Raw genomic sequence first — 19,956 nt, forward strand, 5'->3', positions numbered from 1 at the left:
CCCCGCCATGCAGGCGGTCGTCGACGTGCTGGCCGACGAAGGCGTCGACGTCGCCTTCGGCTGTCCCGGCGCGGCGATCCTCCCGCTGTACCAGGCCATGCAGGGCCGCGGCATCGACCACCTGGTCGTCCGCCACGAAGAGGGCGCTACGCACATGGCCGACGGCTGGTCGCGCACGACCGGCAAGGTCGGTGTCGCGATCGGCACCTCCGGCCCCGCCGGCACCAACATGATCACCGGTCTCTACACCGCGCACGCCGACTCGATCCCGATCCTGTGCATCACCGGGCAGGCGGCGTCGTCGAAGCTGCACCAGGAGGCGTTCCAGGCCGTCGACATCGTCGAGATCGCCAAGCCGGTCACGAAGTGGGCGGTGCAGGTGAAGGAGGCGGCGCAGCTGCCGTGGGTGTTTCGCGAGGCCTTCCGCGTCGCGCGCTCCGGCCGGCCTGGACCCGTGCTCATCGACCTGCCGATCGACGTGCAGAAGCAGGAGATCGAGTGGGACTCGAGCATCGATTCGGCGCTGCCGGTCGCGGCGGTCACGCCGGCGCCCGCGCGCGTCGAGCGGGCTCTCGACATGCTGCTGGCCGCCGAGCGCCCGCTGATCCTCGCCGGCGGCGGGGTCGTGCTCGGCGATGCGAGCGACCGGCTGCGCGCCGTCTCCGAGCGGCTCGGTGTGCCGGTCGGTGTCACGCTGATGGGCAAGGGCAGCTTTCCCGAAGACCACGAGCTGTTCGCCGGCATGGCGGGTATCCAGACGTCGCAGCGGTGGGCCAACGCGGCGTTCCTGGAAGCCGACCTGGTGCTCGCGCTGGGCGCGCGCTTCGGTGACCGGCACACGGGTGAGCTGTCGGTGTACCGGGGTGAACGCAAGTTCATCCACGTCGACATCGAACCGACGCAGCTGGGCAAGGTGTTCGGACCGGACCTCGGCGTCGTCTCCGACACCGGCGCGTTCCTCGACGCGCTGGCCGGGGCACTGGACCGGCGCGAGGTCGCCGCGCGCGATCGGGCGTGGGTCAAGCGCCTCGGTGACCTCAAGGCCGAGCTGCCGCGGCGCGAGGACTTCGACGACCTGCCGATCAAGGCCCCCCGGGTGTTCAAGGAGATCAACGAGTTCTACGGCCCCGAGACGTACTTCGTCACGGCGATCGGGCTGTACCAGATCTGGTCGGGCCAGTTCCAGCGCGCGCACCTGCCGCGCCACTACCAGGTCTGCGGCCAGGCCGGCCCGCTCGGCTGGGAGATCCCGGCGGCGATCGGGGTCAAGAAGGCGCGCCCGGACGCGGAGGTCGTCGGCGTCGTCGGCGACTACTCGTTCCAGTTCCTCGTGGAGGAGCTCGCGGTCGCGGCCCAGTACGACGTCGGGTTCGTGCTGATCATGCTGAACAACGAGTACCTGGGCCTCATCCGGCAGGCCGAGACCGGCTACGACATGAACTACCAGGTCGACATCCACTACGACGACCACGGCACGGACAACGTGAAGATCATGGAGGCCTACGGCTGCTCCGGCACGCGCGTCGTCGCGCCGGGCGAGATCCGCTCGTCGCTCGAATGGGCGCGCAAGGAGGCCGAACGCACGCGTCGCCCCGTCCTCGTCGAGATCATGATCGAACGCGAAGCCAACGCGGCGATGGGCGCGGCGCTGGACGCGGTCAAGGAGTTCGAGAGCGCGAGCTGAGTTCCGCTTCGCGGTGGTGGTGAAGGTGCCGATGGGTGGGTCCGGGAGTGCGGGGCCCACCCGTCGTCGCACGCGTGGGTGGCGGATGACGTCCGGCGGGTTTCGGGGCTGGCCGCCACCTCGCCGCGGGAAGGCGTTCGTGCCGCGCTACTCGGTACGCACGAGGTTCGTGAGCGAGGCGAGCGCCTCGGCGTCGCGGGTGCCGGGGGTGGCGTGGAAGACCACGAGCTGCAGGGCGTCGGCGCCGGGGAGCGTGAGCTTGTCGCTGTGGAGGCCGATCGGGCCGGCGACGGGGTGGCGGAAATTGGCGCGGTGGGCGGTGCGCGGCTTGATGTCGTGCCGGGCCCAGAGCTCGCGGAAGCGCTCGCTCTTCGCGGCGAGTTCGGTGACGAGCTCGGTGGCGGCGGGGTCGCCGACGTTCGCGCCGAGGGAGGCGCGCAGGCCGCCCACGCCGTCGGCAGTGATCTGTTCCCATTCGACGCGGAAGTCGCGTTCGGCGGGGTCGAGGAAGACCTCGCGCAGGAGGTTGTGGCCCGGCGCGTACTTGGGTGAGAAGGCGGTGGCGATGGCGTTGGCGGCGAGGACGTTGGTGAGCCGGTCCTGCACGTACGCGGGCGTCGTCGGCCACGTGCCGATCAGCTCGGCGATGCTCGGTGGCACCACCGGGGGCGCCCCGACCGCGACGGCCGGCGGGGGAGCGGCGAGGCTGTGGAGGTGGGTGGCGGCGGCGGCGTCGAGGCCGAGCACGCGGGCCAGTGCGTCGAGCACCTGCGCGGACGGGTTCTGGTCGCGGCCCTGTTCGAGGCGCATGTAGTAGTCGCTGCTGATGCCCGCCAGCAGGGCCAGCTCTTCACGCCGCAGGCCGCGCACGCGCCGCCGGCCGCCGGCGGGCAGGCCGACGTCCTCGGGTGCGACGAGCTCGCGCCGCGCCCGCAGGTAGTCGCCGAGGAGGTTTTCCACGCGTGCCAGTCTACGAGAGCAGCGCCAGGAGTCCGAAGTAGACGGCGCCGCCGACCACCGCGCCGGCGAACGCGCCGCTCACGACCTCCCGAGCCGTGTGATCACCGAGCTCGACGCGCGACCACGCCACCCACGCCACGAACGGCACGAGCAGGAGCAGCCACGGCCCGTACACCCAGATGAGCATCATCGTGGCGCCCGCGGCGACCTCGGCGTGGATCGAGATCTTGAACCTGAGGCCGAACGTTGCGGCCAGCGCCACCGCGAGACAGGCCAGCTCCGTCGCGGTGAGCGCGATCAGCTCTCGCGGCGCACCGCCGAAGCTGAGCACGAGGAAGCCTGTGGCCAGCGAGGCGAAGCACACCGTGAACGGCACGAGGCGCCCCGCGCGGTTGGTCACGTGGTGCCCGTCCCACCTGCCGCGCTTCGCCCCGCGCACGATCACCGCCATCGGGATGAGCGACCCCGTGACGCCCACGACCAGCCCCCACAGCACCGCTGCCGCGAACCGGTGGCCGGTGACCTGCCACGCCAAGGCGAGCGGCAGGCCGAGCACCCACACCCAAGGCGCGAGCACCTCGGTGGCGGCTCTCGCCGCTTTCCGGCGGCTCCCACCGGACGGCACCACGGTCGACGACATCGGGAAGCGCTCCACCTGCTCGTGCGGTGGTTCTGCCCGGGGCGTCCGCCACGCAGAACCGCTTCGGCGAAACCGTACCGGTGGGCATCAGGGAGGTTGCCGGGGATCTCGGGTCAGCTTTGTGCCGAACAGGTGATGGTTCACTGTCTTGTTCGACGCACGCTGACCTGCGCACCGCGAGCCGGCGCTCGCCCTGAAGGCCCTGCCACGCGTGGGCCGGAGCGTCACGAAGGTGGTCCTCGCTCTCGTCCTGGCGGACGAGGGCACAACGCAGAGCCTGGCCGCGAGCTCGGCCCCGCGAGCGCCGTGGCCGGTTCGAGGCAGACGCGGTCACCTCTCAGCGGCGCGGGCGCCCGCGCTGCTGCTCGTCACGCCGTTCGGCTGGTACTGGACCGGCCTGATCGCCGCGCTCGTCATCGTCGCCGTCGCACTGGGCGAGGGCTGCGATTCCTGGCGTGGTGCGCACTGCTGCTGAGCGCGCACCAGCCTGCGGTCGCGGCCGAGCCACCACTGCAGGCTGCGCAGCACCACCGCCAGCGCGACGAACACACCGATCAGCAGCACCGAACCGCCTAGATCACTCACCACATGCCTTCTTCCGATGGGGAGCCCGACCCCGTCAGAGTGCGACCCTGGCGCCACGCGCGCCGCCGGCTCTCACGCTTCCTTGACGGTCACGGCGCCGACGTTGACGGGGTGCGCCGGCCGGGCGAATGAACACGCCGGTGGAGGCGGACGTCTCGGGCGAAACAGAACTCCTTTCGTTCGCCTAGAATCCGGGGTGTGAGTGAGTCTTGCGATGCCGTCGACGAGGTCATCGCGCAATGGCGGCAGGAACGGCCGGACCTGGACGTGTCCGCGATGGACGTCTTCGGGCGCCTCGCCCGGTTGACCCGCGTGGTCGAGGCGGCCGTTGAAGAGGTGTTCACGGAGCACGGCCTGCGGCCCGGTGAGTTCGACGTGCTCGCGGCCCTGCGCCGCACCGGCCCGCCCTACGCGCTGACACCGTCCGAGCTGTCGGCCGTGCTGATGACGTCGCGTGCGGGCATGACGAATCGGCTCGACCGCCTGGAGACGGCGGGGTATGTCGAGCGCAGCCTGGACCCGGCCGACCGCCGCAGCTTCCGCATCACGCTCACCACTGCCGGCCGCGACGTCATCGACGCGACCCTCACCGACCACGCGGCCGGCCTCGCGACCCTCCTCTCGTCCGCGACGGTGCCGGAAGACGCGGCGACGTTGAGCCGCATTCTGAAGGACATGCTCGCCGTGCTGAGTTGAGCTGAGCCGTAACCGCGTATGGCCGCGGCCTGGCCGCTGGGACGGGAACCTGCGGGGCCGCAGGTGGATCCGCTGGCGTAGCCGCGAGCGGGGCCGTGGCGCGGAGGCTGATCCTCGACGACTCCTCAGCTGTGCTGAGCCGATGGGAATCGCGCTCGGCCCTGCCCCGGCCGGTGTTGCGGTAGCTCAACGCAGACAGCGGTTCCGTGCGGCGCGCAGCTGCGACGGTGAGGTGGAGCCGCTGCGACCCGTGGGCCGGGCGACGCCGATGCGGAACCGTGTGTGGCCGCATTCCACCCAGCGCAGCCGAAACACCAGGGCACACCGGCGACTGCGCTCGGCAGCCGGCCGCGAGGAACCGTCCGCTGTGGACGAACCCGCGCGTCAGAACGGCGGATCACCCGCTCCCGCGGCGACCGCTGACGGCGCGGGTGACCACGGCCCGTCGGAGGAATCCGCGGGCGGCGGACCCGATCGGTTGGCGCGGTTGACCTTCGCGGTGGCGTAGCGCAGCGACGGGCCGATCTCGTCGACCTGGAGTTCCACCACCGTCCGGCGTTCGCCCTCCTTGGTTTCGAACGAGCGCTGCACCAGGCGGCCCTGCACGATGACCCGGGCGCCTCTCGCCAGCGACTCCGCGACGTTCTCCGCCGGCTGGCGCCACACACTGCAGCGCAGGAAAAGTGCTTCGCCGTCTTTCCACTCACCCGACTCGCGGTCGAAGGTGCGCGGGGTGGAAGCGATGGTGAAGTTGGCGACCGCGGCGCCGTTGGCGGTGAAGCGCAGCTCGGGGTCGGCGGTGAGGTTGCCGACGACGGTCACGACGGTATCTCCGGCCATGGTGTTCTCCTCTGTTCCGGGCGGCTCCGGGGTGGGGTCGCTTCCGGGGTTCAGGAGACCATCCGGGTACGACAGTTTCGCCGACGCAGGCCGTCACTCCATCGGGTGGAGGGGCGACCCCTTCCTTCGGCAGTACCCGCGCGCTGCCGAGGCGGCACCATGGGCGGCCGGACGAAGGGGAGCGCATGACGACGGCGAAGAGGGCCCGCGCGGCCGCGCTGGCGATCGTGGCGGCGGCCGCCGTGATGAGCGCCGGGGCACCCACGATCGGCACGGCCACCGGCTGCCGCGGCGGCCCGTCGTCACCAGCCCCGCGATCTCGGCGGAGATCGACGACGGCGACCGGCCGTGGTACCTCGTCCCCGAGCAGGTGTGGGACCACTCGAGCGGCTGCTTCGCCCTCGGCCGGCCGACGGGCAGCGCCGCCCCGCTGATGTAGGTGGAGGGGCAGTACCTGCGGCTGGCCCAGAGCATGGATGCCGGGCACAACTTCGACACGCCTTCGGTGGTGAAGGACCGCTACGGCACCTGAGGTGCCGGGCCGGTCCCCGGACTTCCCCGCTCAGGCCAGCGCGGCCTGGACGACGTAGAGCGACCCGACCCCGATGGCCAGGATGCCGAGCAGGAGCCGCAGGCCCGTTTCGGGGAGCCGGGGCTGGAGCCGGGTCCCGAGATAGCCGCCGCAGAGCCCGCCGAGGCCGCAGGCGAGACCGACGAACCAGTCGGGCGCGATGTCGCCGGGCGCCGTCATCGCCAGCAGGGCGAAGGAGGCGGCGCCGGCGAGCGAGGTGACGAACGTGGAAGCGAGCGCGGCCGGCGTCACGGTGGCGACGGGCAGTCCGCGGTTGACCAGGATCGGGCTCAGCAGGGAACCACCACCGATCCCGTAGATCCCGCCGACCACCCCGACGGTGAGTGCCAGCGCGAGGATCGACCGCGGTGCCGGCTCCGCGCCGGTGTGGTGGCGGCCGGGACGCCGCGCCCGCACGCACAGCCAGCCGCCGAGCGGCAGGAGGAAGGCCGCGACGAGGAGGCGGAACACGCTGGGACTCGGCACCGCGAACACCCGGATCACGGCGCCGATCACGACCCCCGGCACGGTGCCGGCGAGCATCAGCCGCGTCAGCGGTCCGCGCAGGTTTCCGTCGCGGCGGTGCCGGAGCAGCGCGCCGGGGACCGCCACGACGTTGAACAGGAGGTTCGTCGGGGTGACCGCGGGACTCGGCACACCGAGGACGCTGACCTGGACGGGGAGCAGGAAAACCGCACCGGACACGCCCACGGGAGTGGTCACCACAGAGATGATCAACCCCGCGGCGAACGCGAGCGTGCCCGTCGTCCAGTTCACCTCGGTCCTTTCGGCAGCGGTCGGTCCGCGCCACGTCAGTGTGCGGCATGGTCCTGCCGCTCCGACGTTAGCGGGTGCAGCCGACACCGGCGCCTCGCGCCGCCTGAACGCTCGGCGCGCCGCCCGGTCGTCCGGCAGCGAAACCAACGGCGACCGCAGCGGTGCGGCTCCCGGCGGTCGTGGCCGGCCGGGCAGGCAGCGCCCGGTCTGCCGGCATTCGCGGCCGGCAGCATCGCCGGCCGAGATCGCGGCGCGATTGTCGCGGCCGGCGGGCGAGACCGCGCAGGCGCACGCGGCACCGTGGCGGCACTCGTGGTTCGCCCCCCAGGACAGAGCCTTCTTCGCCGGCATTCGAGGCCTGCTGTCTTCACGGGTCGAGGGCTCGGCGTGGTTGTCCGGGCTGGCGGGCGAGACCGCGCAGGCGCACGCGGCACCGTGGCGGCGTTCGTCGTCCCCTCCGGTAGGCCGATCTGCTTCGTCGCGGTTGCAGGGCTGCTGTCTGCGCGGGCGCTCGGCGGTGGTTGTTCGGGCCGGCGGGCGAGACCGCGCAGACGGTCACGGCGCTCGTGGTCCGTTCCGGAAGACAGAGCCGCTTCGGCGGCGTTCGAGGCCGGCGGGCCACGCGGCCGAGGGCTCGGCGCGTCTGTCCGTGCCGGCGGGCCGAGACCATCCAGGCGATCGCGACGCCGCGGCACCGTGGGGGCAACGGCGGTTCGCCCCGCAACGCAGAGCCGGCGCGGCCGGCATCAAGGGCCGCGGTCCGAGCGCTAGGGGTGTTTGTCCGGCCTCGTGCGGGTGAGACCGGACAGCGTGCCGGGCGACGTTGCGCCTTCGCGGTGGCGCGCGTGGCCCGCCCCGGAAAGCAGAGCCGCTTCGCCGTCGTTCGAGGTCGTCAGGCCTCGCGGCCGGCGCGTCGTCCGGCCTCGTGCGCGGGCGAGACCGCACTGGGGTAGCGACGTTGCGGGACCGTGGCGGCGACCGCGACCCGCTCCGCAGCGGGAGAACGCTCGGGCGTCAGGCGAGGCCGGTGGAGAGCGCCACCTCCTTCTGCGCCTGCCCGTCCGCCAGCCGTGCTTGCAGCGGCCGGTCGGGCTCGTCGCGAGCCTGCGCACGGCGTGCCGACAGGGGTGGCCTATTTTCGTCAGGTTGACGATTAAGGTGTAGCGTGACGCCCATGGAGGAGTTCCCGCCGAGCGCGGTCACCGTGGACCTCGTCGTGCTCACGATCACCGGCGAGCAGCTCTGCGTGCTCCTGGTGCGCCGGGGAGTGGAGCCGTTCCGTGGCTCCTGGGCGCTGCCCGGCGGCTTCGTGCTCGCCGACGAGGACCTCGACACGGCGGCGCGGCGCGAGCTGGCGGAGGAGACGGGCCTCGCGGCGGGGACCGTCCACATCGAACAGCTCGCGGGCTACGGCGACCCGGGCCGCGACCCCCGCCTGCGCGTGGTCACCATCGCCTACCTGGCGCTCGCGCCCGACCTCCCCGTGCCCCGGGCCGGCACGGACGCGGCCGAAGCGCGGTGGACGCCGCTCGCGACCTTCGACCCGGCGACGATGGCCTTCGACCACGCGAAGATCCTCGCCGACGGGCTGGAGCGCGCCCGGGCGAAACTCGAGTACACCCCGCTCGCGACGGCGTTCTGCCCGCGCGAGTTCACCGTCGCCGAGCTGCGCCGCGTCTACGAGCTCGTGTGGGACACCCGGCTGGACCCGCGCAACTTCCACCGCAAGGTCACGGGCGCCGACGGCTTGCTCGAACCCGTCGGCACCACCACGACCCGCGACGGCGGCCGTCCCGCGCGGCTGTACCGGCGGGGGCCGGCCGAGCTGCTGTCGCCGCCGATGCTGCGCACCCGCGGCTGATCGTCACGCGAGCCGCAGCGTTGCGATCTCCCACGGGCGCAAGGAAAGCCGTGCGGTGCCGTCGTCGACGGCGACGGCTTCACCCGGCCGCCCGAGGAGGTCGGCCCGGCACGCCGAGGTGAACGGCTCGCGCACCGGCGCCGTCGTCGCTTCTGGCGGCTGAGCGACGAGCCGGACTTCCAGCTCACCGTCGCGCCGCCGCACGCTCGTGAGGACCGCACCGTCGACCGCCGGCCCGAGCCGGGCCGCCGCGGGTGCGTCGAGGGGACCGGTGCCCGGCGTGGCGTGCAGGCCGTGGCGGTAGCGCTCGGCGGCGTCGAGCAGCCCGCCGGCGCGCCAGTCGCCCGCGTGCGGCAGCACGGCGAGCTGCACGGTCGTGGTCCCGATCCGCTGTGCCAGCGGCGTCGGGGCAGTACTTCGTGATTGCCAGGAACGACCCGCCCTGGTTACCGGCCCCGCCCGGGGCGCGGCACACGCGCCAGTTACCCGCCGTGACGGGCGCCGACTGCTTCAGCTCGCCGGTGATCCAGGAGGCGTTGACGAAGCTGAGCTCCTTGCCGCTGTTCCAGGCCGCGTGCCGGTCGATGGACTCGCCGTTGATACTCTGCGAACCCGCGTACCCGGCGGTGAGGCCCATCCGGAACGCCTGCACGGCGCGGTCCCACGCCCGGCGCACCCGCGACTGGTCGTCGAGGTAGTGGTTGGCGCGGTCGAAGTACTTCTCCGGTTCCTGGGCCGGCGAGTAGGTGAACACCGTCTTCGTGTCCGTGATCAGGTACCGGCCCGGTAGCTTCTTCTGCACCCGTACACCGAAGTCGACGTAGCTGTCCCAAGTGGACACCTCGGCGGCCACGTCGGCGGGCTCGCTGGGGAAACCGGCCCGGGCGAACAGGTCGTGGCGGTAGTAGAGCGCGGCCGGGCCGACGTCGATCGGGAACCGAGCTGGAACCCGGCGGGCTGCGGCCGGCCCGCCACTTCCAGGGCAGGTACTCGTCGCGCACGCGGTCCGCACCGAGGGAGCTCACCATGACGCACCTCCCGCCGTCCGGCGCGGACGCGCCACCGGGACCGAGTATGCCCGCACCGCGCGCGCCCGGGCCGGGCACGGTCCCCGGCCCGGCGCGCGAGAAGCGGCTCAGTCCGCCTCGACGGCCGCCGCGGGCACCTCGGCCGTGCGGCGGCGCGACACGATCCGCCAGCCCACGGCGAGCACGACCACGAGCACCGGGATCGAGTAGAACGCGATCTTCTCGGCGCCGTCGGAGAAGCCCATCAGCACGACGACGAGCGCGAGGAACCCGAGCGTGGCCCAGCCGGTGTAGGGCGCGCCCGGCATCCGGTAGCCCGGCCGCTCGACCTCACCCCGCAACGCGGCCTGGCGCATGCGCATCTGCGAGTAGATCAGCGTCGCCCAGGTGGCGACCACGCCGAGCGAGGCGATCGCGATGGCGATGTCGAAGGCCTCCTGCGGCACGAGGTAGTTCAGCACGACCCCGAGCACGTAGACGACCGACGTGAACAGGATGCCGCCGTAGGGCACGTGTCGGCTGCTCATCCGGCCCACGAACTTCGGCGCCTCGCCCTTGTCCGCGAGCGCCCGCAGGATGCGGCCGGTCGAGTAGAGGCCGGAGTTGCACGAGGACAGCGCGGCCGTGAGCACGACGGCGTTCATCACGTCGCCGATGCCGGCGATGCCCAGGCGCGAGAAGACCGTGACGAAGGGGCTTTCGCCGCCGTTGTAGAACGGCCACGGCAGCAGCATCGCCAGCAGCAGCACCGAACCGACGTAGAACACGCCGATCCGCCACACCACGCCGTTGATCGCCTTCGGGAGCACCTTGCGCGCGTCCTTGGTCTCACCGGCCGCGATGCCGACGACCTCGATCGCGGAGTAGGCGAAGATGACCGCCTGCAGGGTCATGAGCGCGATGCCGAAGCCGGCGGGGAACAGGCCGCCGCGGTCGACGAGGTTGTGCACGCCCGCGGTGGTGCCGCCGATGTTCGCGCCCGTGAGCACGAGCCCGATCGCGGTGATCAGGAAGACCACGATCGCGAGCACCTTCACCACGGAGAACCAGAACTCCAGTTCGCCGAACAGCTTCACGCTCAGCAGGTTCACCGCGAGCAGCACGCCGAGCGCGACGAGCGCGGTGATCCACTGCGGCAGGTCGGGCAGCCACCGGTGCACGTAGATCGCGACGGCCGTGATCTCGGCGATGCCCGTCATCGCCCAGTTCACCCAGTACATCCAGCCGGACACGAATCCGGCCCACGGCCCGATGAACTTGCGGGCGTAGGTGACGAAACTGCCCGAGCTCGGTTCGTGCAGAACGAGCTCTCCGAGTGCGCGCATGACGAAATAGGCCGCGACGCCGCAGATGGCGTAGGAGAAGATCAGCGACGGCCCGACCTGCTGGAGCTTTCCGCCGGCCCCGAGGAACAGTCCGACGCCGATCGCGCCGCCGATCGCGATCATCTGCACCTGGCGGTTGCCGAGTGCTTTCGTGTAGCTGTCGCCTTCCTTGGCGACGCTTGTGGAATCCATGGTTGCGAGACGCTAGCGGGTGCTCGCGGCAGGCGGCCAGGCGCACCAAGGAAAACTTAAGGTGTGCGGGAAATCACCGCCGGTCGAACGGACAGAAAACCCGTTCTCGATTTGACAGATTGCGATTCCACCCGGCGACTTGATCAAGACTTGAGGAAACCGGCGCACCACTGTGGACGGTGGGCCTCCCAGGTTTCCGGGGAACTTGGGGAACACTTTCGTGGCCCCACGGTTAGTGCGGCAGGTGCGGAGCCGCGACGGCCGTTACGTTCGCGCCATGACCACGGAACTGCCCGCGTCCCAGCTCTCCGTGTCCATCGTGGACGAGATCGAGCAGCTGAAGGGCACCTTCCCGGGTTACCGCCGGGCCCACGCCCGGTGCGTCTGCTACGACGCCACGTTCGTGCCGTCCGGCGTCGCCGCGGACCTCACCACCGCGGCCCACCCGCGCGGCGAGCCCGTGCGGGCGACCGTGCGGTTCTCGCACACCGACACCAACCCGCATCTGCCCGACGCCGGCCCGGCCGTGCGCGGCCTCGCGGTGAAGTTCCACCTGCCGGGTGGCACGAACACCGATCTCGTCGCCGTGAACCTCGACCGGTTCATCGCCGCGACACCCGAGGACTTCCTCGGCCTGCTCAGGTCGGCCGAACCCGACCCGGCCACCGGGCAGCCCGACCTGGCCAAGGTTCAGGCGCACGTCGGCGCGCACCCGAGCGCCGGGCCGGCACTGTTCACCGCGGCGCAGATCCCGACACCGGTCAGCTACGGCACCACGACGTACTGGGCGATCCACGCGTTCCTGTGGCGCGCGGGCGACGGCGCCGTCCGCCCGGTCCGCTGCCGCTGGGTGCCCGAAGCGGGTGAGCACGTGCTCGGCGCCGGCGAAGGCGCCGACTGGCCGGCCGAGCACCTCACCGACGAACTGGCGACGCGGCTGGCGCGCGGCCCGGTCGAATTCAGCCTCAAGGTCCAGCTCGCCGAGCCGGGCGACCCGACCGATGACGCCACCCTCGTGTGGCCGGCGGACCGCACCGAGATCACCGCCGGGCGGCTGGCCGTCACGGGCGAGGTGACCGACCAGGAGCACTGGGATTCGCAAGTCTTCGACCCGACCCTGCTGACCGAGGGCATCGAGCTGTCCGGCGACCCGATCCTCGCCGCGCGCAGCGCGATCTACGCGGTGTCCTACAACCGGCGCAGCCACCAGCGCTGAGACTTCGGAGACCTCTGAGGTCAGACCAGGGTGCCCATCACGGCGGCCGCTTTCAGCCCCGAGCCGGTGAGGACGACGGCGGTGCGCTCACCCGGTGCGAGCTCGCCGCGCCGCCGGAACTCGTCGACCGCGGCTGCCGCGGTGGCGCTGGTCGGCTCGGCGTAGAGCCCGATCCGGGCCAGCTCCCGCGTCGCCCGGGCGATCTCGTCCTCGGCGATCGCGACCGTCGTCCCGCCCGAGCGCCGGATCGCGGCGAGCACCTCCGGCAGCCGCACGGGCTCGCGGATCGCCGTGCCCTCGGCGATGGTCGGGGCGAACTCGGTGGTGACGGCGTCGCCGGCGCCGGCCCGGAACGCGGCGTCGATCGGCCCGCAGTTGGCCGGCTGCGCCACCAGCAGGCGCGGCCGCTTCGCGATGGCCCCGCGGCGCTGCAGCTCGCCGAACCCGAGGTCGAGCCCGAGCACGATACTTCCCGCGCCGGCCACCGTCACCACCGCGTCCGGCGCGGAGAAGCCGAAGTCCTCCCACAGCTCGTACGCGAGGGTTTTGGTGCCCTGCAGGAAGAACGGGTGCCAGTTGTGGCTCGCGTACGTCGTTTCCCCCGACCGGCGCAGGGCTTCGGCCGCGGTGTCGCCGCGCGTCCCGGGCACGAGGTCCACTTTCGCTCCGTACGCCCGGCTCTGCAGGATCTTCGCCGGCGACGTTGACTCCGGCGCGAGGATCGTCGCCGTCATCCCCGCCGCCGCGGCGTACGCGGAGACGGACGAGCCGCCGTTGCCGGAACTGTCCTCGAGCACGTCGCGCACCCCCGCCCGCGCGAGCGCGGAGATCATGACGCTGCTGCCGCGGTCCTTGAAGCTGCCCGTGGGGGAGAACCACTCGAGCTTGAACCGGGTGGCGTGCCCCCGCCACGGCCGCTCCACCAGTGGCGTGCAGCCTTCGCCGAGCGAGACGGGAGCCAGGTCGCCGGGCAGGGCGGCCCGGTAGCGCCAGAGCGAGCGGTCGCCGGTGTCCACCTGCTCACGCGTGATGCCCGGCAGCGCCTCCACCGTCAGCGGCGCGCCGTCGTCCCCGCGCCACCGCAGCGGGTCGATCGGGTAGCGCCGGCCGCTGCGTTCGTCCACGTAGTCCACGAGGGACACTCTGGCCACGCCCACCCCGTCCGGTCAATGTACCGGTTTCGCGCCGCCCGTCACGGACGGGCTCACCGGCCTCCCGGCCGCGGTGACCGGCCCCGTGCCGCGCGCGCCGGCCGCTCCGAGAACCGGCCGTCACCGGAACGAGTGGATATCCACACTGGACACCTCGCCCGATGACGGCCACCGCCGAGGTGACGCAGGGGGGAACCGGCCGCGGTGCGGGCCGGGTTGTCGCGGCGGAAGGTCAACGCGGTGTTCGGCGCCGTGTGCTGGGGATGCTGCCGGCGGCGCTCGACCAGACCATCGTGGGCACCGCGCTGCCGACGATCGTCGGTGACCTCGGCGGGGCGGGCACCTGTCGCGGGTGGTGACGGCGTACCTGGCGGCCGAGACGATCACGACGGTGGCCGTGGGCAAGCTCGGCAACCTGTTCGGGCGCAAGCTGATGTTCCGGCTGTCCGTGCTGATCTTGGGTGCTGGACCGTCCTTCTGCGGGTTCGCCGGCAGCATGGTGTGGCTCATCGTCTGGCGCGCGGTGCCGGGGCTGGGCGGCGGCGGGCTGATGGTGACCTCCACGGCGCTCATTGCCGACGTCGTGCCGCTGCGTGAACGCGGCGAGTACCAGGGCGCGCGCCGTCGTGAACCCCGTGATCGACTACCTCGACATCCTGCTCATGGGCCCCGCCAACACCGGGCTGACGCTCGTGCCGCACCGGGGCGGCACCACCTACGCCTGGGACTCGCCCGCGAGCATCGGGCCGGCCGCCGGGTCCGTGGCTGCTGGGGCTCTTCGGTCGTGGAACTGCGAGCCGGAGAACCCATGCTGCCGATGCGGCTGTTCCGCAATCCCGTGTTCACCGTCGCCGGGCTCATGAGCTTCGTCGTCGGCCTCGCGATGCTGGGCGCGTTGTCGTACCTGCCGACCTACCTGCAGTACGTGCAGGCAGTTTCGGCCATCTCGTCCGGCGTGCGCCTGCTGCCGATGGTGCTCGTGCTCCTGTTCGCGTCGATCCTCTCGGGCAACCTGGTCAGCCGTACGGGCCGGTACCAGATCTTCCCGCTCGCCGTGGTCGGCGCTGAGGACGGCGCGCCGTCCTTCCTCAAGGAGGTGGCGCTGCGCGACACGTCGCGGGCCGCGGCGCCCGGACTGGGCGACGGGTTCGCCATGCCCGAGCCCGCGCGGGGGCGGCCGGGAGCTGGAACGCGCCATCGCCACGCTGTTCTTCCGCGAGCGCCGCGAGGTCGCGCCCGCCATCGCCACGCGATCGGGCTCGGAGCTCGACCACGGCGGGTCGTGGTGCCTGGTCCAGGTCCACCTTCGCGCCCGCCGCGGCGAACCGGCCACGCTCACCGCCGTCGGGCAGCACTGCGGTGTGCCGCCGCGGGTCCTGGAACCCGCGTTCGCGCGGCTGGAACTCACGGGCCACCTGAAGTTCCCGGGCGGCAGCTGGGCGCTCACCGAGGCAGGCCGGGCGGAGTCCGGCAAGCTCGCGCGCGCCTGGCACGACTGGCTCGCGGAGCGGCTCGCCGACTGGGGCGCCGGCGATCGCGCCGGGCTCGACGCGGCGATCGGCCGGGTCGCGGCGCGCGTGCTGGACCAGAGCGCCGACGCCGAACGCACCGGTCGCCACGCTCTGGTGTGAGCGACGGGCTCCTCACACACGGGGCGTTAGCATCGCCGAAACGAACACCCCCTATTGTTCCCGGACCATGTCGGTGGATGAGTCAGTGGTCACGATCCCGGACGGCGCGGACAGCCGCGCCGAGCCCCGGCCCGGCGGTGCCGTACGGTTACGCTCTGTGCGTTTCCGATGGCTCCCGTGGGCCGCCGCCCTGCTGGGCCTGTTGTCGTTCTTCCTGGTGCGCGGGAGCCTGACCGACGACGGGTACATCACACTCGCCTACGCGAAGAACCTCGCCGTGCACGGCGAGTGGGCGCTCGTCCCCGGCACCACGGCCAACTCGGCGACCTCGCCGCTGGACGTGCTGCTGCTCGGGTTCCTGACGCTGCTCACGCGGATCGGTGGCGCCGCCCACCCGGTGCTCGCGCTCGGGGCGCTCACGGTGCTCTCGGCGGGCGCGCTCGGCTGGGCGTGGCAGCGGCTGGTCCGGGCGTTCACGCTGCCCGCCTGGGTGGGCCTGCTCGGCGTGCTGATCGTGGTCGTGAACCCGTTCCTGCTGTCGGCGACGGGCCTCGAGGTGCTCCTCGTGCCCGCGATCCTGTTGTGGCTGACCGCGTTCGCCGTGGAGGGCCGGCCGGTCCTGTTCGGCGTGTTCGCGGCGCTGACGGTGCTCACCCGCCTCGACCTGATCGTGGTCGTCCTGATCATCACGTTCAGCACCGGCGCCATCCGCCGGCACTTCTGGCGCGCCTTCGGCACCGGCGTGCTCGTCGCGGCGCCGTGGTTCCTGTTCAGCTGGTTCGCACTCGGTTCGTTCATCCCGGACACGCTGGTCATCAAGCAGGACCAGGAAGGCCTGTTCGGGGCCTGGGGCTACTTCAGCGGCCCGGTCATGTACTTCCTGTACCAGCCGGTGACGGTGCTGTTCACCTTCGCCGGGGCGGTGGCGGGGGTGGCCGTGCTGATGGCCTGGGCCGGCGTGCGCTTCGCCCGACGCTGGGACGACTTCCCGGCGCTGGCCCCGGTCGTGGGCCTGGGCCTGGGCGGCGTCGCCTACTACATCGTGTACTCGACGCTCGGGGTCGGTCCGTACCACTGGTACTACGTGACGCCGACGGCGACGATCGCGTCGTTCGCCGTGCTCATGGTCGGCATCTGGCTCGCGGAGTCCGGCCGCCGGCCGGGTCTGCGCAGGGCCGCTCCGCTCACGGCGCTCGGCCTGGCCTGGGTCACCGCGCTCGGCATGGTCTCGATCGACCTCGCGCAAGGCGTGCCGTGGCCGTCACCGGTCATCTTCGGCAACTGGGCCAGTTCGACGGACTACGCACGGGTCGGCCGCGAGCTCGGCCAGCGGTTGCACGGAGCTTCGGTGGCGGGGCCGGGTGAGATCGGCACGCTCGCCTACTACTGCGACTGCCAGGTCCTCGACGTGTTCTCCGACCGCAGCCAGGTCGCGAGCATCGTGCGGAAGCGGATCGCCGAAGACGGTGCGGTGTCGAGGCTGGGGCTGCGCATCAACTACCACTGGTTCGACCGGAACCAGCCGCCGAGGCAAGTAGACTACAAACTTCTCTACGACAAGGGCCCGGCCACCGGACCCGACTCGTGGACGGTGTACTCAGCGGCGAAGGGCATCGGTCACTTCACGCTGGTCCCCGCCCGCTGATGACCTGCCCGGCCTCCTCAAGAGGAGCGAACGTGGCGTCTACCAGCACAACCGAGATGGACGAAGTCGACGACGCCGGGCGAGAGCGGCCCCGGCGCCACGTCCTGCTCGCGCTCGTGGTGGCCGTGCTCTCGGCCGGCGTGTGGGTGCTCGTGCGCGGGCACCTGATCGACGACGCGTTCATCACGCTCGCCTACGCCCGCAACCTCGCGTTCCACGGGCACTGGGGGCTCATCGAGCTCGGCACGTCGAACACGGCGACGTCGCCGCTAAGCGTGCTGGTACTGGCGGCGCTGACGCTCGTGGTGCGCGACGCCGTGCTCGCCGCGGCCATCCTGTTCGTGCTGTGCCAGGTGGTGATCGCAGTCGGGCTCGCCCGCCTCGGCGACCGGGCGGGCCTGCCGCGCTGGTTCTCGCCGCTGGCGGTCGCACTGCTGACCGTGAACCCGCTGCTCATCTCGTCGATCGGGCTGGAAGTCGAGTTCGGTGTGGCGGCCCTGGTGTGCCTGCTGGTGTTCTCGGCCGAACGGCGCCCGGTGCTCGTCGGCGTGGCCGCCGGCGTGCTCGTGCTGATCAGGGTGGACCTGGTGCTCATCGCACTCGTCGTGATCCTGTTGCGGGCGCGCTTCTGGGCCGGGCTGGGCAAGACCGTGCCGGCGGCGCTGGTGGTCGCGCTGCCGTGGTTCGTGTTCAGCTGGCTCGCGCTCGGCTCGGCGGTGCCCGACACGCTGATCATCAAGACGCTGCAGAAGTCCTGGGGCGTCTTCGGGTTCTCCAACGGTCCGGTGCTGTACGAGGGCGTGTTCCCGTGGGCGACGTGGCTGTCGTTCCTCCCCGCCGCGCTCGGTGCGGTCGCGTTCGTGTGCTGGCTGCCGACGCTCGTGCGGCGCGGCCCGGCTGCCGCCGCGTTGCTGCCGTTCGCGGCCCTGGTGCCGGCGGGGGCCGTGCATTACCTGGCGTACTCGCGGCTGCACGTCCCGCCGTACCACTGGTACTACGGGCCGAGCATCGCCGTGACCACGATCTTCTTCGCCGCGGCGGTCGCAGCGGTGGCCGGCCGCGCGCCGGCCGCGGCCCTCTGGACGGTGGGCGCCCCCGCGGTGCTCTCCGCAGTGGGGCTCGTGGGCGTGAGCGCCGCGTTCTACGCGTGGGGCGGCCTGCCGCGGCCGTTCGCCCCGATCATGTCCAACCACACCACCACCGCGCAGTACGAACGGATCGGGCCTGCGCTGGGCCGGCTTGTCGGCTCTTCGACGGTGCGCAGCGGCGGCGAGATCGGCGTGCTCGCCTACAGCTGCGGCTGCTCGATCGTCGACCTGTTCGACGACCGGGGTGCGGTCGGCCCTGCCATCGCGCAGCGCGAGGCCACGATGGGCTCGCTCGGCCGCATGCTCGTCGACTGGAACTTCCACAACTTCGACTACGACGTGGCGCCCGTGAAGCCGGAGTACGCGCTCACCCCGACTCCGGTCGGCGCGCCTGCGCCCGCGAACGTGGTCGCGAAGTGGCGGATCGCGTCGCCGTGGGCCGGCGATCAGGAGCTCTACCTCGTGCGGGCCGACGGCGGCTGAGGTGGACGGCGTGGCGGCCTCGTCGCAGCGTCTCCCGGCTGAGCCCGGGCAGGTGCCGAGACGCGGCCGCGGCCGGGCGCTGCTGTGGCCGGTCGCGGTGGCCGCCGTGTCGGCCGTGGTGTTCCTCGGGGTCAAGGGGAGCCTGATCGACGACGCCTACATCACGCTCGGCTACGCTCGCAACGTCGCCGAGCACTTCCACTGGGGCCTCGTCCGCGCCGAGACCGCGAATTCGGCGACCTCCCCGCTCAACGTCCTGTTGCTCGCCCTGGGCGGCACGCTGACCCGGGTCGCCGGCGGCCACGTCCACCCGGTGACGGGGCTGGGCCTGGTCTTCGTGGCGGCGATGACGGCCGTGGGGTGGGGTTTCGCGCGGATCGCGCGGGCGCTGCGGCTGCCGTTCGCGACGGCCGTGGCCGGGACGGCGGCGATCCTGTTCAACCCGTTCGTACTGTCGGCGACCGGGCTCGAGGTGCACCTCATCTCGGCGGCGCTGGTGCTGCTCACGGCGTACGCGCTGGAGGGCCGCGCGATCGGGTTCGGGGTGGTCGCGGGCCTCGCGGTCCTGGTACGGCTCGACCTCGTGCTGTTCGTGGTGCTCTTCGCGCTCGGTGTGGGCGCACTGCGCCGCCGGCTGCTGCCGGTCGCGGGCATCGTTTCGGCGGTGTGCCTGCCGTGGTTCGTGTTCAGCTGGTTCGCCCTCGGCTCGGCGATCCCGGACACGTTCCTGATCAAGACCACGCAGGGCGCGTTCGGCGAATACACCTACGGCAACGGGCCGTTCTACTACCTCGACCCGAAGCGGTGGCAGGCCACGCTCGTCTCGTTCGGACCGGCGGCGGCCGGGTTGCTCGCGCTGCTGGGCCTGGCCGGCTGGCTGCTCGCGCGCCGGCAGCAGGCAGCGCGGTTCGGACCGGTCGGCGTGCTGGGACTCGGCGGGCTCGCGTACTACGGCGCCTATTCGGGCCTCGGCGTGCCGCCGTACCAGTGGTACTACGTGCCACCGATCGTCGCCCTCACCGTCGTGTTCGTCGTGCTGGCCGGCTACGTCGCGACGCTGGGCCACGGGTTCCGGCGGGCGGTCGCCGTGACCGTCGCGGTGCTCGTGTTCGCCGGGACAGTGCTGCCCGCCGGGTACCTCGACGTCCGCCGCGGCGTGCCGTGGACGGCCCCGCCGATCTTCGGCAACTGGGCCACGGCCGCCGCCTACGCCCGTGTCGGGCAGGAGATCGGCGCCCGGGTCGGCGACGCGACGGTGGCCGCGCCGCCGGAGGTCGGCACGCTCGCGTACTTCTGCGGCTGCTCGATGGTCGACACCTTCGCGGACCAGGGCCGGGTCGTGCCGCTGGTCGACCGGCGGATCGCCGAGACCGGGCCGGTCGGCTCCTTCTTGCTCCGGCTGGACTACCACTGGTTCGACCGGACGCGAAAACCCCGGCCCGTGCAGTACCGGCTCGAGTGGAGCTGGGCGCCGATCTCCGGACCCGACACTTGGCACCTGTTCTCACCCGCCACCGGTAACGGCTGGGTGCGGCTCGTGCGGATCTGATCGCGGCGGGGCCGCCCAGCGGTTACGGTCACGG

Annotated in this window: 18 protein-coding genes and 2 pseudogenes; 11 read left to right on the top strand and 9 right to left on the bottom strand. The window is 72.2% G+C overall.

Features of this window, described 5'->3' with window-relative positions; all coding sequences use genetic code 11:
- Nucleotides 1-7 precede the first annotated feature (7 nt).
- A complete protein-coding gene (gene gcl / locus I6J71_RS20295) occupies nucleotides 8-1,684 on the top strand; it encodes a glyoxylate carboligase (RefSeq protein WP_239155400.1) in 1,677 nt (558 codons plus the stop codon).
- A 147-nt stretch (nucleotides 1,685-1,831) separates the two neighbouring features.
- On the opposite strand, the gene I6J71_RS20300 is transcribed toward gcl, so the two are convergent.
- The 3 genes from I6J71_RS20300 to I6J71_RS20310 all read right to left on the bottom strand — a co-directional run bounded on the left by I6J71_RS20300 (nucleotide 1,832) and on the right by I6J71_RS20310 (nucleotide 3,869).
- A complete protein-coding gene (locus I6J71_RS20300; RefSeq protein WP_204096145.1) occupies nucleotides 1,832-2,644 on the bottom strand; it encodes a helix-turn-helix domain-containing protein in 813 nt (270 codons plus the stop codon).
- Between the two features lie 10 nt (nucleotides 2,645-2,654).
- Nucleotides 2,655-3,284, bottom strand: a complete 630-nt coding sequence (locus tag I6J71_RS20305; RefSeq protein WP_204096146.1) for a hypothetical protein — start codon at nucleotides 3,282-3,284, stop codon at nucleotides 2,655-2,657.
- Nucleotides 3,285-3,614: 330 nt separating this feature from the next.
- Nucleotides 3,615-3,869: a hypothetical protein gene (locus tag I6J71_RS20310; RefSeq protein ID WP_204096147.1), complete on the bottom strand. Its 255-nt coding sequence runs from the start codon at nucleotides 3,867-3,869 to the stop codon at nucleotides 3,615-3,617.
- Between the two features lie 198 nt (nucleotides 3,870-4,067).
- Between I6J71_RS20310 and I6J71_RS20315 the strand changes: the two genes are divergently transcribed.
- On the top strand, nucleotides 4,068-4,565 hold the full coding sequence (locus I6J71_RS20315; protein ID WP_204096148.1) for a MarR family winged helix-turn-helix transcriptional regulator: 498 nt from the start codon (nucleotides 4,068-4,070) through the stop codon (nucleotides 4,563-4,565).
- Nucleotides 4,566-4,949: 384 nt separating this feature from the next.
- Here the strand turns inward: I6J71_RS20315 and I6J71_RS20320 are convergent, their stop codons facing one another.
- Together I6J71_RS20320 and I6J71_RS20330 are read right to left on the bottom strand one after the other, a co-directional pair.
- Entirely contained in the window at nucleotides 4,950-5,405 is a 456-nt protein-coding gene (locus I6J71_RS20320) for a single-stranded DNA-binding protein (RefSeq protein WP_204096149.1), read from the bottom strand.
- A gap of 562 nt (nucleotides 5,406-5,967) precedes the next feature.
- Complete coding sequence (locus I6J71_RS20330) at nucleotides 5,968-6,753, bottom strand: sulfite exporter TauE/SafE family protein (RefSeq protein ID WP_239155079.1); 786 nt, start codon at nucleotides 6,751-6,753, stop codon at nucleotides 5,968-5,970.
- A gap of 1,174 nt (nucleotides 6,754-7,927) precedes the next feature.
- On the opposite strand from I6J71_RS20330, the gene I6J71_RS20335 reads away from it, so the two are divergent.
- A complete protein-coding gene (locus I6J71_RS20335; protein WP_204097154.1) occupies nucleotides 7,928-8,614 on the top strand; it encodes an NUDIX domain-containing protein in 687 nt (228 codons plus the stop codon).
- A 3-nt stretch (nucleotides 8,615-8,617) separates the two neighbouring features.
- Here I6J71_RS20335 and I6J71_RS48455 read toward each other — a convergent pair whose 3' ends face one another.
- From I6J71_RS48455 to I6J71_RS20350, 3 genes and pseudogenes are all read right to left on the bottom strand, one after another.
- Complete coding sequence (locus I6J71_RS48455; RefSeq protein WP_239155080.1) at nucleotides 8,618-8,986, bottom strand: hypothetical protein; 369 nt, start codon at nucleotides 8,984-8,986, stop codon at nucleotides 8,618-8,620.
- 85 nt (nucleotides 8,987-9,071) lie between these two features.
- Nucleotides 9,072-9,626 (bottom strand): annotated as a pseudogene (locus I6J71_RS50865) (hypothetical protein); the annotation flags it as partial.
- A 123-nt stretch (nucleotides 9,627-9,749) separates the two neighbouring features.
- On the bottom strand, nucleotides 9,750-11,159 hold the full coding sequence (locus I6J71_RS20350; protein WP_204096153.1) for an amino acid permease: 1,410 nt from the start codon (nucleotides 11,157-11,159) through the stop codon (nucleotides 9,750-9,752).
- A 277-nt stretch (nucleotides 11,160-11,436) separates the two neighbouring features.
- On the opposite strand from I6J71_RS20350, the gene I6J71_RS20355 reads away from it, so the two are divergent.
- Entirely contained in the window at nucleotides 11,437-12,375 is a 939-nt protein-coding gene (locus tag I6J71_RS20355; RefSeq protein WP_204096154.1) for a catalase family peroxidase, read from the top strand.
- Between the two features lie 20 nt (nucleotides 12,376-12,395).
- On the opposite strand, the gene I6J71_RS20360 is transcribed toward I6J71_RS20355, so the two are convergent.
- The gene (locus tag I6J71_RS20360) at nucleotides 12,396-13,526 is read right to left on the bottom strand and encodes a pyridoxal-phosphate dependent enzyme (protein ID WP_239155082.1); all 1,131 of its coding nucleotides are present in this window, start codon (nucleotides 13,524-13,526) and stop codon (nucleotides 12,396-12,398) included.
- Between the two features lie 161 nt (nucleotides 13,527-13,687).
- Here I6J71_RS20360 and I6J71_RS48460 point away from each other — a divergent pair, with 161 nt between their 5' ends.
- The 7 genes and pseudogenes from I6J71_RS48460 to I6J71_RS20380 all read left to right on the top strand — a co-directional run bounded on the left by I6J71_RS48460 (nucleotide 13,688) and on the right by I6J71_RS20380 (nucleotide 19,922).
- The gene (locus I6J71_RS48460; RefSeq protein WP_239155084.1) at nucleotides 13,688-13,885 is read left to right on the top strand and encodes a hypothetical protein; all 198 of its coding nucleotides are present in this window, start codon (nucleotides 13,688-13,690) and stop codon (nucleotides 13,883-13,885) included.
- Between the two features lie 38 nt (nucleotides 13,886-13,923).
- Nucleotides 13,924-14,082 (top strand): annotated as a pseudogene (locus tag I6J71_RS48465) (hypothetical protein); the annotation flags it as partial.
- Between the two features lie 37 nt (nucleotides 14,083-14,119).
- Entirely contained in the window at nucleotides 14,120-14,389 is a 270-nt protein-coding gene (locus I6J71_RS48470; RefSeq protein ID WP_239155661.1) for a hypothetical protein, read from the top strand.
- Between the two features lie 498 nt (nucleotides 14,390-14,887).
- On the top strand, nucleotides 14,888-15,157 hold the full coding sequence (locus tag I6J71_RS48475; RefSeq protein ID WP_239155663.1) for a hypothetical protein: 270 nt from the start codon (nucleotides 14,888-14,890) through the stop codon (nucleotides 15,155-15,157).
- A gap of 157 nt (nucleotides 15,158-15,314) precedes the next feature.
- Complete coding sequence (locus tag I6J71_RS20370; RefSeq protein ID WP_204096155.1) at nucleotides 15,315-16,802, top strand: hypothetical protein; 1,488 nt, start codon at nucleotides 15,315-15,317, stop codon at nucleotides 16,800-16,802.
- Between the two features lie 32 nt (nucleotides 16,803-16,834).
- Nucleotides 16,835-18,373 (top strand): hypothetical protein, encoded by a 1,539-nt coding sequence (locus I6J71_RS20375; RefSeq protein WP_239155086.1) that lies wholly within the window; start codon nucleotides 16,835-16,837, stop codon nucleotides 18,371-18,373.
- Nucleotides 18,374-18,383: 10 nt separating this feature from the next.
- Nucleotides 18,384-19,922 (top strand): DUF2079 domain-containing protein, encoded by a 1,539-nt coding sequence (locus I6J71_RS20380; RefSeq protein WP_239155089.1) that lies wholly within the window; start codon nucleotides 18,384-18,386, stop codon nucleotides 19,920-19,922.
- The last annotated feature ends 34 nt before the right edge of the window (nucleotides 19,923-19,956 follow it).

Origin of the sequence: Amycolatopsis sp. FDAARGOS 1241 (genome assembly GCF_016889705.1) — a bacterium.
In the GTDB taxonomy this organism is placed as follows: Bacteria; Actinomycetota; Actinomycetes; order Mycobacteriales; family Pseudonocardiaceae; genus Amycolatopsis.